Raw genomic sequence first — 13,814 nt, forward strand, 5'->3', positions numbered from 1 at the left:
AGGGCATTCTTGTTTTCTCCTCCGATAAGACCACTCGGCCATTCGTCAAACCAATTAAGTATTTTTAAAGATTCTATTTCTAAGTTACGATAAACAGACAGTTCTTAACTAAGGGGTTTTGTTTGTTCAATCGTCTTTCGATGAAGTGGAGAGTTTTCCTCCCAATTATTATTCTGGTCGCTGTTGCTTTCACTGCTTTTAGCGTTCTCAACTTTCTCAATACGAAATCCACTCTCGAGAAAATGACATACACGTCTCTAGAGCAGGAGTCGATTAAGACTTCTACTGAAATCCTCACAGAAGTTAATAAGGCCTCTATTGAAGTTGATAATATGGCCAAGATGGTTCAGGCCTGGGTTGATCAAAAGAAACTCGACCGCGATACGTTCAGCGTACATTTTAATTACTGGGTGAACTCTAACAAATTCCTTAAAGGTGCATGGGCAGACTGGGTTCCTGGAAAATTCGGCGACGACGAAGCCAAAAACGGTCGTTTTACGCTTTTTTGGGCGCGCGATGATAAAGGAGTCCCTGTTCTTCAAGACCCGTATAAGTGGGAAGATGTGATGAATGAACCTTACTTCGCGAAACCTCAAGAAGTGAAGGATTTGATCATGATTGATCCTTACCTCGATGATGTAAATGGTAAGAAACAACTTCTCACTTCAATCAGCATTCCGATTTATGATAAGGGCGATTTCCTTGGTGTCATTGGATGTGATTTTGGAATCAGTTCTATTCAGGAAACATTTGAGAAGTCGCGCCCGTTTGAAAAAGGCCTTTCTCGTCTAATCACCAGCAGTGGAAAGATTGCCGCAGATATTGATTCAGGCAATTTGAATAAACCATGGCCGATTGAAAAAGAAGCGATCGAAATTCAGGAAAAAATGAAAAGAGGTGAGCCTTTTTATATCCAATCGTATGAACCATACTTAAAAGAAGAATCTGTAAAATACTTCCGCCCGGTAAAGATGGGAAGATCACCAGAGCTTTGGTATTATGCAAGTGTTGTCCCAATGAGCGCACTTAAGAAAGAATCAAACAACCTCTTTCTCTATCAAGTCGGTGGAGCAGTTCTTGTCACAATTCTCATCGCCGCTCTTGTGTGGATGATGATTTCATCAATTAGTAAGAAAATCGAAGTGATCACTGAAAATGTTGCTTCTGGAGCAACTGAAGTGACGAGAGTGTCTCAGGTTATCGCCGACGCTCAAAAAGACTTAAATGCTGTCAGCCAGGAACAAGCAACTCTTCTGACACAGACAACTGAATCCGTAAATCAGATTTCTGTCTCGATTACGGAAAATTCAAATAAGGCCAACGAGTCTAATCAGCTTCTGACTGAATGTTATGCAAAAGGCGAGCGCGGTTCAGCGATTGTCTCTGAAATGGTCGATTCGATTATTCAGATCAAAGATAGTAACGTTTCAATGCTTAAGAAGATGGAAGAGAATTTTGAAGAGATCAATAGCATCGTCCAGGTTATCAATGTCATTCAAGAAAAGACGAACGTGATCAATGATATCGTTTTCCAAACAAAACTTTTGGCCTTTAACGCCTCTGTAGAAGCGGCGAGAGCAGGAGAGTTAGGGAAAGGGTTCTCGGTTGTAGCGGAAGAGGTAGGGAACCTGGCCAATATGTCTGGAAAGGCTTCAAAAGAGATTACTGATATTATCTTAGATGGATCAACTCAAATTAACCGCATTATCGCTCAGACAAAAGCTTCGAATGAAAAGATGTCTGCAGACAATATGATTATCGTAGATAAGGGAACTGTCGCCGCTCAGAAGTGTGGTGAGGTTCTCTCTGAGATCATTTCAGGAGTGGAATTAGCTTCGACTAAAGCGACAGAGATAAAAGAAGGGACGAATGCTCAGGATCGTGAGGCGAAAGAGATTAATCAGGCCATGAGGATTCTGGAAGAAGCTTCTGAGAAGAATATGAATGTGTCTGGGAGAATTTCGCAGACGGTGGTTGTTCTTGGGGAGCAGTCGAGTGGGTTAAATGAGCAGGTGGATGAGTTGAATAGGATTGTGAAAGGGGGCTAGTGTATAACGAAAGCCCCTTTCATATCTAAATTATTTCAAAGAGATTAATACACCTAAAAGGATAATTCCTGTAGATAGCAATGCTCCCAAGCGGATAGTTAGTTTATGCTCTAGTTCTTTAGTGTTTGATTGAATTTCAGTTTTAAAACTTTTAATTTCGTTTTGAAACTCAGTTCTAAAACTTTTGATTTCGCTTTGAAAATCAGCTCTAAGTTCTTTAATCTCATTTTGCATATTCACAAGATCTGCTTTCACCATAAAAGAGTGCTCTTTTAAGTCTGACTTGGTTGCAAAATTTTGATCCATAAGTTCCATCCAGATTTGTACAGATTTTTTGGCCTGCTCACTGGTAAAACCAGCTTTTTCTAGATCTTCAGTATAGCGTAAAATGTGAATCATGGGTAACTCCTTTGGATTTGTATCATGAATGCGAAGGAGGTTCGGACAAGGTCTTTATAAGTATTTAATAAAACAACAGTAATTTTAGTCGAGATTTCTTAATTAATCACAAGGGCAATAATTTTTGCTCTTCCAGCCTAAATCGTGGCTTCCTTGTTAAGGAAGCCGAATTGTCGCCATTTAATATTTTTACTAAGTTGAACATCACTTGAAATGAGGCTGGCAAGGATGTGAATTGAATATTTTTCATAAATGAAAAATATTCAATTTATCGATAGCATAATCATGTATGCTCAAAGGAATTATAATAAATAATATCGCAATTTTGAATCTAGTTATAAATATTTTAAGAAATGTATCACGAATATTTGTATTAAGTGGGAGTTATATGAATTTAAAGAAAGCCTTAGTTTCTGTTCTCGCAATTTTTTCAAGTCAGATCACAAGAGCTGGTGAAAATTACATTGTAGTTCAAGTTCACAATCTTGATGAGTACGGGATTTCAGCTCAAGTTGTTCGAGAAGAATTTTATAACCGTTACCAAGTTAATATCGACTGGAATGAATATTTAAAAGTGAGTAAAGAAGATGAAGGTAAAGACATTCGTTTCGAAACGTATGATCGTTTTAGTACTATTGTTTCTATTGCTCGTGCTCATGGGGTTGGTAATAAAGGCTTTAAGTAATCAAGGCAGCAGGAAAAATTTGAATACATTATCTTATATACTTGCAGGGAATCAAATTCCAATTACTTTGAATCTTTACGAAGCTGAGAGATATGCTCCAGCCGTTATTGTTCAGCAATTAATTGGGAACCTAGTGTACTATTCAAATAATGGTCGTTATGAACCAAGAATTAGTGAAAGCTGGCAAAGGGTTTCGCCAACTCGGTGGGATTTTAAGATTAAGAAAGGCTATACTTGTGAAAATGGAGAAGAAATTTCAGCTGCGAGCTTTAAAAAGAGTTTAATTCGTTCTTTTAAAGTAGCTGCCAAAAAAGGAAATGTTCCCGTTTTTAATAAACTTGAAGGTTTTAGTGATTTAGTTAATGGGAAAATAGATACATTTCCCGGGATAATCGTTTTTGATGATACATTGTCATTTAGATTTACAGAACCAACAAGATCAGGACCATTACAACTCCTTTCCTTTGCTCCATTTGGTTATATATGCGAAGAGAATTTAAATCCTGATTTATCGTGGAAAGATGATTCTAAATTTATTTCTTCAGGAGCTTACAAGGTAGAAAAAATTGAAATAGGGAAAGAGTATGTACTTGTGAAGAGAAAAGAATGGATAGATTTTGCTTCAAAATCTCCAGAAAGGGTCATTATAACTCATGATATTCCAACGAGTGAAGCAGGAGTAAAGAGAAATACAATTATTGATTCATTGCAACCCTTAAACTCACTACCATCCAAATTAAAAAATTATCCACTAGTTCCAGAATATATGTGTAGTATTTTACTTGGAGATATAAAAGAGGGTTTCTTTTCAAAGCTAGAGAATCGCAGGGCCCTTGATAATGCAGTTCAGACCAAAAGAGAAAATTATCCCAATAAGCAGCCAAGTGCTTCATACAGTCCCTTTTTTTATCCATCACAACAAAGAGCAAAGCAGAGTCTTCCCGATGTTGTTGTAAGTCCTCCAAAAAAACCTTTAGTAATAGAAGGGAAAGTGCTAGATGCCACGAGTCCTAAATATGCAGCTTATAAAATTCTGATAGATGCTCTAGAGTCATTAGGTTGGAAATACGTTATGAAAAATAACGAGTTTACATGGAAAGATCATTCTGATCCAAGTTATGATCTTCGAATTGCTGGAACTTCCGTTGGGAGTGGGGTTGAAGCATGGGGACTTGATATGTTTTTCTTTTCCTCTGTTGGGCCTAATTTGCCAGATCCATCTGGAAGAGTGAAGAGGATGCTGGAAAAATATAATGTAGATAAATTAACAGAACAAGAACTCACAGATCAGTTTATTACGGCAGTAGAAGAGGATTCGGCGATATTGCCAATAAGCCATTTTGGTCTTCAGTGGTACATCTCTTCAGGCATAAATACGAAGTCTATCAGTCCCTTAATAAGCGTAGTTAGGTTTGATCAAGTAGAAATCGAATGAGCTCACTATTAAATTGGTTTAATGATGAATTCAATCTAAACGGATGTAGAATCGAAGAAGCGAGCCTTTTTCCCGAAATCGGAATTGATTATTGGCACTCGACAGTGCTCGATAAAAGTAATCTTCCAATAGCGGGAGGATTTGCATCAGATAAAATGCATGCAAGAAAAATTTCTTTTGCTGAGTACCTAGAAAGAAAAGCATTTTATACAATTTCTTCTCAGCCTGAGAGTGTGCGCGAAAGTTGGGGGTTAGACATTATTCCAACAGCATGTGGCTTTGCAGCAGGATTCGATCAGATGAATACAATCTTTAGAGCTCTTTCTGAAGCATGCGAGCGCTGGGTAATGAGTAAGTGGATCGATGATGGCTTTTTTATTGAAGAGATTCCTAAAGATCAAATACATTTAGATCCCGCTTCAATTTTCTTTGCAAAGCAATTTGTTGAAGTTAAGTATTATCGAAAGATCGTAACTATTTTTTTTCATGGAAAATTTATAGATATCGAAGTTGCTCAAACAATGGGTTTCACTAAAGACGGAATATTTCCTGGGTCTTCTGCCCAGACAAATGACGGTTCGGTATGGCAGCACTCACTTTTAGAATCATATCGACATTTACTTGTTGTTAAGAATAACACCGTCGGGAATGATCATTTTCCTGCTAATAAAGTTGTCTATTTTTCAAAAAATAAAGATATTGCACTTGCACAAATTAATAAAGCATCGGAAAAAAAATGGCCAATACCTGAGGTTGTATTCGAAAAAATAGAGTCAGTTCATCACAAAGAATGCTTCATCGCTAGAGTAATCATAGGGGGATGGACATCGTGGCACGAGGGGCCTATTGAAAGGTTTTTATATTAGTATGAAGTTAAGTAAATTGAATCTAATATATGTACTGACCATACTAGTAGCGCTTGTAACTTTCTTCTATTTCAGATGGGCAAATCAACAGTCAGAGTACAGAACGCAACAAGTGATAAATTCACTTTTGCGAAATGAATCACTAATTGCAAATACGTATGCATTATCTAAATCGATATTAGATCTTGAAAAGCTAGAAATCATTAGATGTTCCGAATTGATTGAAGATTTTTCTGAGAAGAGAGTTTTCTACTCTACGGTCAATCAAAATCACTGTTACCAATCTGTGTTGATGAAAGCTTTTAATGAGTTTTCTTTTGATTCCAAAGCAGTCAATGGTTTAAAATATAGGATCACTCTTCAGCTCAATATGCCTTGGCAGTCTATTATTTTAGAAACATTGATTTATTTAATTTTAGCCCTTGGAGCAAACCAGTTAAATAAATATTTGAATAAGCAAGAAGAAATTTCTCTTGTCAGGATCAAAGCTTCAGAGATTGAAAAGCAAATGTTTTTTGATAAGACATTACAGATTCGGCATGATGTAGCATCTCCTATTGCAACGATGAAGTTATTTTTAGAAATCTTAAGAGATGTTGATCCTAAAATTAAAGAAATGTTTGCACGATCATTAGATAGAACTCAAGAGTTATTCAATCAGCTTAATGCTGATAACGAAAATACATTAAGTCCTTGTTTAATAGGGAGAATTGTTCAAGGAATTGTTACAGAAAAAGAGATCGACAAGAAGAATGGTGTTACTTTTAAATTTGATTCTGGAGTTGATAATGATTTTTATGTTTTAGCCAATAAGGTTGAGCTTGAAAGAATTGTGTCCAATATTTTAAATAATGCTATCGAGGCTTGTCAGAGTAGTCTTGTTAAGAAGATTCAGGTTTCTTTGGTCTCAAATAACAATATGATCGAGTTAAAAATAACAGATACTGGAAAAGGAATTCCTCGAGCTCTTTTTAATAAACTGGGAGCTAAAGGCTTTAGCTATGGAAAAGAAAATCTTCAAACTTCTGGAAGTGGGCTGGGGCTGCATCATGCAATGACAACAATCAAATCTTGGAAGGGAAGTTTTATAATAGAAAGTGATGAGGGGATAGGTACTACTATTACCCTACATATTCCATCTGCAGCAACATGAGAAATAACCAGTGAAGATAAAATACGATTACATTTTAGTTGATGATGATGAGCTTGTTAGAATGACATGGGAATTTAATGCTCAAATACGAAAACATAATTTTAAGGCATATTCTAGTGCAAAAGATTTAGAATTAGATTTAGTGAATATTGATGCAGAGACAGTGCTTTATATTGATTCAAATCTTGGAAAGGATGAAACTGGTCAAGAAGTAAAAGGTGAGATCTTGGCCCAAAAATTTTTTAAGCAAGGTTTTTTAAAAATCTATTTAGCGACAGGACATAATTCTGCAGCATTTGATCATATTCCATTTATCAAAGGTGTCATAAATAAAGAACCACCTAAAGAAATCTAAGGATGATCCGTGAAGTATCTAAGAAATTATGTTTTAAGCTTTTACTTTAACTTGATAGTTTAAATTCGACTTCCTAATCTGATCCACAAAACAAGCCTCAACCGCCATCACCCCCGAGAGCCCCGCTTTCTTTGCAACTTTCGTAGCAAATTCAACACTAACAAATTGACGCCCTTTTTCGATATCACACAAGGTTCCTCTCGCAATCCCCAAAAGATCAGCCATTTCTTGCTGAGTATGGCCCAAAGATTTTCTTGAAACTCTCATAAACATTCCAAAACTCAAAGGCCCTAATTCAGATTCAAGTTTTTTTGATAGTGATTTAATAACCATAATTATTGACCTCAAAATATAGGAATTTTAATCCATGATTCTTTATCTGTAAGGTTTTTTACCTTACTTGTAAATAGGTAGAATGTTCATTTATTGTGCATGAGATTGTAACTATCGGAAGGGAGTTATTAATTTTGAAATAAGGTTTATTTCTATCTTGAAAAATCAACAATTTCTCTATAAAACACCCCTGAATAAATTCATACATTCAGGAGCCTTTCCAGTGCTACTAATTAAAAAAATCATCCTAGCAGTCGTTGCCGTCATCGCTCTATATTCAGCCGAAACAAACGCAGCCACAATCTCAGGAAACCAATGCTCACTAGGCCTTCTTCCATTCGGAAGAGCAATGAACGAAGACACTAAAAAAGAAGAAGTCATCAAGGCCTACGAACAAAAAGGATATTTTGTTACAGTTCTTTCTCATCCATCAGAAGTTTCATCTGTTGAATTTATCAGTGACGCTTCAGTTGAATGTACATCGACATATTTTGGAATCATGGCAAAAACATCAGTTCGCTTGATTGAAACATCAACGAATAAAGTTATCTCAACAACATCATCACCAGCAGTGATGGAATTATTTAACTGCAAAATTGATTTGGGATCAGCGATTAGCGCACTTCCAGATTGCAGAATTAAGTAATGAAGCTTTCTCAGTATATTGAAGACCCGTCTTGGCTTGAAGTTCTAAAAGATGAATTCGAGGCGCCGTATTTTAAAGCGATGGAAGAGACACTTCAGAAAGCTTATGCTGAAGAAACTGTTTACCCGCCAAAAAAAGAACTCTTCACTGCACTAAACCTGACTCCCTTTTCAAAAGTAAAAGTCGTTATTATTGGCCAGGACCCATACCACGGACCTGGGCAGGCCCACGGGCTTAGTTTTTCAGTTAAGCCGGGGATTAAGGTTCCACCCTCACTGGTGAATATCTACAAAGAACTTGTGAGCGATATGGGGGCAAAAAAGCCTTCTAATGGCGATCTTGAGAAGTGGGCAAGGCAAGGTGTTCTGCTTTTAAATAATCAGCTGACCGTTTTAGGTGGGAAGCCAATGTCTCACAAAGATATTGGATGGAATGAATTCACAGATAAAATTATTAAAGTGCTAAACGAAAAACGTGAGCACTTAGTTTTTATCCTGTGGGGAAGTCCTGCTCAGAAAAAAGCAAAAGCTGTAAGCACAAAAAAACACCACGTGATTAAATCGGTGCATCCATCTCCACTTTCTGCGCACAGAGGGTTTCTAGGGAGTAAACCGTTTTCTCAAACTAATACTTATCTTGAATCGAAAAGTATTAAACCGATTGATTGGAAGCTTGACTAGGTAAACATCAAAATCTTGATGCAAAACCCAGCACAAATGCTCAACACCAATTTAAATGACCAACCAATGAGTTTTTCGAATGACATTTATCAACCCTCGAAGAGGCCTAAGTATCGAACGAAGGGCCAAAAACATTGAGGACTATTTTCAACAAACTCATAAACTAGTGTAACGACAACACTGTAAAAAAATTGAACACCTCCGTAAATTTTTCACTTCTTTTAAGGCATTTTTATTCAGGTGCTATGATTAGGGGGATTTGGAGGAATTATGCTTAAGACATCACTATTTTTAATGATTTTAGGGTTAAGTTTTTCGGCGACTGTGTCGGCACAAGATTTGGTATCTAACCTTAAATTAGCGGTGGAGAAGTCTCAAGGTTCTAAATGTAAAATCAATCCATCGGAAACGGATGTGATCGCTATATATTGTACCAATTCATCAAGCTACAGTGCTTTCAAGTTAACTGTAGAAAACGATGTCGTTACAGGCACAGGACAGTTGTGGCCAAAACCAGAAGGCGAGGCTGAGTGTTCTGTTGCAGGTAAAGTTAAAGCGGATGGGAAAGTGAAGCTTTCGATTCGTTGTAAGGCTCTTGACTAAAAACAGACTAAGAAAAAAGCATCTCAAAATCTTTCATCGTCAAGCGACCAGAGAACACCTGATCATCATCCGTCGAAAGAAGATCAGAGAAGAGCTGTTTCTTCTCTTCCTGAAGCTTAAGAACTTTCTCTTCAACCGAGTTTTTAATAATCGGACGATAAACCGTCAGTGTGTTTTTCTGCCCGATTCTGTGAGCTCTATCGATCGCTTGCGATTCAACGGCCGGGTTCCACCATGGGTCCATGATGAACACGTAGCTAGCCGCTGTTAAGTTAAGCCCCACACCTCCGGCCTTAAGTGAGATAAGGAAGATCGGAGTTTTTCCCGACTGGAACTGGTCAACCTGTTCCTGACGTTTGTTGATGCTTTGAGATCCGTCGATGCGTGAGAACTTCCAGTGCTTTTCTCTGAAGAAGTGCTGGATGATATCTAAGTAAGTCGTAAACTGAGAGAAGATGATGGCCTGCTGGCCTTCTTCCAAGATTGTTTCCAGTGTTTCTAACAGGAAGTCGATCTTAGTTGAATCAATGTGCTTGTAGTTGTTATCTCCAGCACGGTTTTGCCATAAGCAATTTTGTCTTAGTTGTAGTAGACCGCGCAGGATTTCCCCGTACTTCGCTGAAGTGGTCGAGCTTTGAATGCGTGCGCGGATCGAAACGATGTTTTGCTGGTAGAACTTGTTTTCTTCCTCGTTCAATTCCAGGTAGACGTTGTTTTCGATTTTCGGTGGCAGATCGTGAAGAACCTGGGCCTTAGTACGTCTTAGAATAAACGGACTGGCCGTTCTTCTGGCGATTCCTCTGGTCTTTGTATTTGAAACAGCTCTTACGAACTGAAGATCGCCCCAGATTCCTGGGATACTTAAATCGAGAATGTTGTAGAACTCTGAGAGATCGTTTTCCACCGGCGTACCAGTTAAACAGATTCTGAAATCAGCATTGATCTTTCTCGCTGAGAAAGCCCCCAAAGACCTGACGTTCTTTAAGTGCTGAACTTCATCTAGTACCAGAATGTCGAAGTTGATATTTGAGAAAACAGCTTCAGATTCTTTTTTCATCACCCCGTAAGAAGTCAGGATGATCTTTTTATCACTTGGAATCTCGCGCGAGCCACCGTGATAAATGTGCATGCTCATTTTCGAGAACTTTTGGATTTCTTTTTCCCAGTTCAGAAGGATTGTCACTGGACACACAACCAGGACGCGGTCGATTTTGTCGTAAATAGATTGCAGGAACGTAATCGTCTGTAGAGTCTTACCAAGACCCATATCATCGGCAAGACAGGCACCAAGCTTGTGTTCGTGCAGGAACCTTAGCCAATTGTATCCAACTTGCTGGTACGGACGTAAAACGCCATCCAGTTCCTGTGGAAGAGGGTAGCTTGGCATTTCAGTGAGGTTAGAGAGTCTTTCGCAAAGAGCGATATCTTCTTCTGAAAGGGCTCCTTCAATTCCTAATTTTCTTAGTTCAAATAATTCAAAAATTCTTGCGCGGTTAAACGGCAGAATGAATTTTTTAAACGACTGGCTTCCATCAATTTTTGTCTGAGTGTCAGTCGCTTCGTATTTTGTATACTTCTGCATGAAGCGGATCAGGTCTTTTTGTTCCTTTGTTAAAAGGATCAGACCTTTTTTGGTAATAACCATTCCGGCCTCAAGATCGGCTTCCTGAATAACTGCTAAGTCATCCTGGTCGATGTTGAGTTCGAGGTCGAACCATTTCGTGCTTGAAGAGCGACGTTCGAACCTGATGCGCGAGTTCCATTTAGAAATCTCGTGGCGGTCGTAATAAATTTCAATATTCAAAAGAGAGATTGCGCGGTGGAATTCTGATAGTCCCTGGAAGACAACTCCCGGTTGAACATCATATTTCACTTTCTTTTCTTCGCCGTCGAGGTGAGCGTATCTGAAGAACTGGTCTCCAAAGTGCTCGATCATCGCCAGGAAAAGCTCGCGGATCGTTTGGTTTTCGTACAGGCAAACAAGGTGGTTTGTCTGATCGTAAACAATGGTGTCGCGGTTTTTAGTAATCTCGCTGATTAAACTTTGAGCTTTCACTTTCTTATTGGCCGAGACAATAAACTTTTTATAGCTCTCGTTTCCGTTTACTAAGCTGTCTTTAACAGCAAGAACGAAATCATAAGCTTCTTGTTTCTTTTTAAAGTGCCCAAGAATTCCATGATTGAAAGTAAAAAACGACATGAATTCGTTTGGAGCGACAAGGAGCTCTGATTCATCGAAGAATTCCAAGGAGGCGTGAAGCAGTCCCTTCTTTTCTGCCGGAGCTAAAGTCACGCGGCATTTTGGTCTGCTGGTTCTGATTTCTTCCAGCGCTACATTTTCGATAAAGACTTCTACTTGCGAAAAGAGGTCCAGTTCCTGAATGTTCGTCAGGATATCGTTGATAGTGTAGTTAAAAAGATTCAGTCTGATTCTTTGGATAAGAATTTTTAAGTCATTCGGGATATGTAGGACAGTTCCATCTCTCCAATTGAAGATGTAAAGGTTTTCAAAAATAGAAACTTCTGAAATAGCTTTATCACTTTCAGGAGAACGGTATTTAAAGCGTACCTTTTCATCGTGGAAAAGGTGTAGCTGTAACTTTCCTCTGAATGTTTCAGGCATTGGGAAAGGAACGATCTTTTTATTGTGAAGAAGGTATTGAAGTGAAGAGTAGGTTGGAGCTGCGGGAGCACCGATAAGTTGGTGAGGCCCACCGATGATAGTCCCGTACTCAGCGACGTTAACCCCAAAGCTTGAGTTGATAACGATTGGTGGAAGCCCACTCTCATTGTTATCAGCGGTTTCTTCACCTTGTTCTTCTAAATACTGTTGAACTTGATAAGTTAAAAAGAGAGCAACAACGTGCTGACAGTGCGAACCTTCTTTCCAGTGGTGACAATCACAGTTTGAAGAGAAGGGGCCTTCTGGCGTGCCTTCAAGACGTTTTTTGTAGACGATCTTTGTTTCGTGAGCGCGGTCATCACGCACGATACCACTTACGATGTAGTACGTATCAGGTGAACCTTTTTTAAACGAAATAGACACGCGCGAGAGTTTAAAAAATCTCAAGCCGTTTTGAATTAATGCAGGCGAAAAAAAGCGCTTACATTCTTCGTTTATTTTTTCAGGAATGTTCCAGGTACGATCGTTCATTAAATCTCTTGTGGATAAAAGGGTATTATAAGCGATTTTCTTCTATTTCACCTCTATTTTCGGCACTTTTTCTGGATAAAAAGTATTTTAATCAGGTAATGGCGTGCGCATTTAATTTCCATGGAATTTTACTTAACCTCAGGCCATGGAGTTCTTAAGCACACAACTTTCGAAACAATCAGAATCAGCAAAGGCACGTTATGTGTTGCCCTTTACTTACTGCTTTGTAACTTTAGGGCTCTATTTTTCTCTGACTTATTATTTCAGGTATGAGTCTAAGGTTCTGGCCCTTAGTTGTTTAGGGGCTTGCGTAGCTGTCATGTTCTTACCGCTCATCATGCGCACATTTAAATCTTATTTACTCACTGCAAATTACATTATTGTCGTTTATTTCATCACCATCGAGATGCTGACCCTTTACACAGGTGGGATTAAAGCGAGCTCAATCTGGTGGATCGGTATCGTGCCAGTGCTTGCGGCCTTCTTGCTTAACGCTTTTTACAGCATTGTCTGGTTTGGGATTACGATATTAAACATTGTTCTCGTCAACCAGCTTAAAAGGCTGGATATGCTACCGGCCAATGTGGTGCCCTTGGATGGAATGGATCGCTTTTTGGTGACTTCAACTGTTTTTGGAATCATCTTGATTACAGCTCTTTGTATCCTGGCCGATATTCTGCGAGAAAAGACGACTTCCGAAAAAGAAGAACTGCAAAATAAATCCTTCAGGCTTACACAATTGGCCTCGCTTGGTAACCTCGCCACCGGAGTAGCTCACGAAATCAATAATCCATTATCGGTCATCAAGGGTTGCCAGTACAAAATTAGAAGAATGCTTGAATCCGAAAGACCAGTCGATAAAAAAGCCCTTGAAAACTACATGGATAAAATCGAAAGAAATGTTAAACGCATCCAGGATGTGACATTTTCAATGAGAAGTATCTCCGATAAGAGCAATCGCAGAATTGCACCGATAAATATGCAAGAGCTTTTGATGTCAGTTGCGACCATGGCAAAAGAGAGAATCGGAAACCGCGATATTCAAATCCACACTTATTTCAAACAAACAGGGTTGTATTTCTCTGGGATTTACAATGAGATCTTTAGGGCCATCTATATTATTGTAGAAAATGCTTTAGATGAACTCATTGATCTGAGTCGTGGAAATGGCCAAATCGAAATCACTTTAGATGATTATGGTCCAAATATGGTGATCTTTATTAGAGATAATGGCCGAGGGATTCCCGAGGAATTTACTAAAAATATTTTCGATCCATTCTTCACCACAAAGAGTATCGGTCAGGCTACAGGATTAGGGCTTACATACTCATCAAATATTATCACCTTTAATGGTGGAACGTTGGAGTTTGTCCCCGCTCCTGGAAAAGGCGCGTGTTTTAAAGTTGTTCTTCCCAAACAAGCAATTTAATTCCATTGAAAAAGATACTGGTTCTAAT

Annotated in this window: 13 protein-coding genes; 10 read left to right on the plus strand and 3 right to left on the minus strand. The window is 38.6% G+C overall.

Going from position 1 to position 13,814, the window contains the following annotated elements; translation table 11 throughout:
- Window positions 1–122 precede the first annotated feature (122 nt).
- Window positions 123–2,048: a methyl-accepting chemotaxis protein gene (locus tag AC6JA8_RS01770; protein WP_497975499.1), complete on the plus strand. Its 1,926-nt coding sequence runs from the start codon at window positions 123–125 to the stop codon at window positions 2,046–2,048.
- 30 nt (window positions 2,049–2,078) lie between these two features.
- On the opposite strand, the gene AC6JA8_RS01775 is transcribed toward AC6JA8_RS01770, so the two are convergent.
- Window positions 2,079–2,447 (minus strand): CCDC90 family protein, encoded by a 369-nt coding sequence (locus AC6JA8_RS01775; RefSeq protein ID WP_497975500.1) that lies wholly within the window; start codon window positions 2,445–2,447, stop codon window positions 2,079–2,081.
- A gap of 388 nt (window positions 2,448–2,835) precedes the next feature.
- On the opposite strand from AC6JA8_RS01775, the gene AC6JA8_RS01780 reads away from it, so the two are divergent.
- Genes AC6JA8_RS01780 through AC6JA8_RS01800 form a run of 5 tightly spaced genes read left to right on the plus strand, consistent with a single transcriptional unit; the run spans window position 2,836 to window position 6,941 of the window.
- Entirely contained in the window at window positions 2,836–3,132 is a 297-nt protein-coding gene (locus tag AC6JA8_RS01780; protein ID WP_497975501.1) for a hypothetical protein, read from the plus strand.
- Window positions 3,133–3,151: 19 nt separating this feature from the next.
- Window positions 3,152–4,567, plus strand: a complete 1,416-nt coding sequence (locus tag AC6JA8_RS01785) for an ABC transporter substrate-binding protein (protein WP_497975502.1) — start codon at window positions 3,152–3,154, stop codon at window positions 4,565–4,567.
- Window positions 4,564–5,433: a hypothetical protein gene (locus AC6JA8_RS01790; RefSeq protein WP_497975503.1), complete on the plus strand. Its 870-nt coding sequence runs from the start codon at window positions 4,564–4,566 to the stop codon at window positions 5,431–5,433. The genes AC6JA8_RS01785 and AC6JA8_RS01790 overlap by 4 nt, the downstream gene beginning before the upstream one ends.
- A 1-nt stretch (window position 5,434) precedes the next feature.
- Entirely contained in the window at window positions 5,435–6,586 is a 1,152-nt protein-coding gene (locus AC6JA8_RS01795) for a sensor histidine kinase (RefSeq protein WP_497975504.1), read from the plus strand.
- A 10-nt stretch (window positions 6,587–6,596) separates the two neighbouring features.
- On the plus strand, window positions 6,597–6,941 hold the full coding sequence (locus AC6JA8_RS01800) for a hypothetical protein (RefSeq protein WP_497975505.1): 345 nt from the start codon (window positions 6,597–6,599) through the stop codon (window positions 6,939–6,941).
- Between the two features lie 33 nt (window positions 6,942–6,974).
- On the opposite strand, the gene AC6JA8_RS01805 is transcribed toward AC6JA8_RS01800, so the two are convergent.
- Window positions 6,975–7,274, minus strand: coding sequence for a helix-turn-helix transcriptional regulator (locus AC6JA8_RS01805; RefSeq protein ID WP_497975506.1), 300 nt, complete (start codon window positions 7,272–7,274; stop codon window positions 6,975–6,977).
- A 223-nt stretch (window positions 7,275–7,497) separates the two neighbouring features.
- On the opposite strand from AC6JA8_RS01805, the gene AC6JA8_RS01810 reads away from it, so the two are divergent.
- The 3 genes from AC6JA8_RS01810 (at window position 7,498) to AC6JA8_RS01820 (ending at window position 9,203) form a co-directional block, all read left to right on the plus strand.
- Window positions 7,498–7,920: a hypothetical protein gene (locus AC6JA8_RS01810; RefSeq protein ID WP_497975507.1), complete on the plus strand. Its 423-nt coding sequence runs from the start codon at window positions 7,498–7,500 to the stop codon at window positions 7,918–7,920.
- Entirely contained in the window at window positions 7,920–8,600 is a 681-nt protein-coding gene (ung, locus tag AC6JA8_RS01815) for a uracil-DNA glycosylase (RefSeq protein WP_497975508.1), read from the plus strand. Before AC6JA8_RS01810 ends, ung begins: the two co-directional genes overlap by 1 nt.
- Window positions 8,601–8,870: 270 nt before the next feature.
- Window positions 8,871–9,203, plus strand: coding sequence for a hypothetical protein (locus tag AC6JA8_RS01820; protein ID WP_497975509.1), 333 nt, complete (start codon window positions 8,871–8,873; stop codon window positions 9,201–9,203).
- A gap of 7 nt (window positions 9,204–9,210) precedes the next feature.
- On the opposite strand, the gene AC6JA8_RS01825 is transcribed toward AC6JA8_RS01820, so the two are convergent.
- A complete protein-coding gene (locus tag AC6JA8_RS01825) occupies window positions 9,211–12,357 on the minus strand; it encodes a DEAD/DEAH box helicase (RefSeq protein ID WP_497975510.1) in 3,147 nt (1,048 codons plus the stop codon).
- 145 nt (window positions 12,358–12,502) lie between these two features.
- Here AC6JA8_RS01825 and AC6JA8_RS01830 point away from each other — a divergent pair, with 145 nt between their 5' ends.
- Window positions 12,503–13,786 (plus strand): sensor histidine kinase, encoded by a 1,284-nt coding sequence (locus AC6JA8_RS01830; protein ID WP_497975511.1) that lies wholly within the window; start codon window positions 12,503–12,505, stop codon window positions 13,784–13,786.
- Window positions 13,787–13,814 lie beyond the last annotated feature (28 nt).

The organism is Bacteriovorax sp. HI3 (assembly GCF_059738875.1).

Excerpts from the sequence above, each read along its gene's own strand:
- AC6JA8_RS01805 (WP_497975506.1), bottom strand. The coding sequence starts at position 7,274 with ATGGTTATTAAATCACTATCAAAAAAACTTGAATCTGAATTAGGGCCT.
- AC6JA8_RS01825 (WP_497975510.1), bottom strand. The coding sequence starts at position 12,357 with ATGAACGATCGTACCTGGAACATTCCTGAAAAAATAAACGAAGAATGT.
- AC6JA8_RS01830 (WP_497975511.1), top strand. The coding sequence starts at position 12,503 with ATGGAGTTCTTAAGCACACAACTTTCGAAACAATCAGAATCAGCAAAG.
- AC6JA8_RS01775 (WP_497975500.1), bottom strand. The coding sequence starts at position 2,447 with ATGATTCACATTTTACGCTATACTGAAGATCTAGAAAAAGCTGGTTTT.
- AC6JA8_RS01780 (WP_497975501.1), top strand. The coding sequence starts at position 2,836 with ATGAATTTAAAGAAAGCCTTAGTTTCTGTTCTCGCAATTTTTTCAAGT.
- AC6JA8_RS01795 (WP_497975504.1), top strand. The coding sequence starts at position 5,435 with ATGAAGTTAAGTAAATTGAATCTAATATATGTACTGACCATACTAGTA.
- AC6JA8_RS01820 (WP_497975509.1), top strand. The coding sequence starts at position 8,871 with ATGCTTAAGACATCACTATTTTTAATGATTTTAGGGTTAAGTTTTTCG.
- AC6JA8_RS01790 (WP_497975503.1), top strand. The coding sequence starts at position 4,564 with ATGAGCTCACTATTAAATTGGTTTAATGATGAATTCAATCTAAACGGA.
- ung (WP_497975508.1), top strand. The coding sequence starts at position 7,920 with ATGAAGCTTTCTCAGTATATTGAAGACCCGTCTTGGCTTGAAGTTCTA.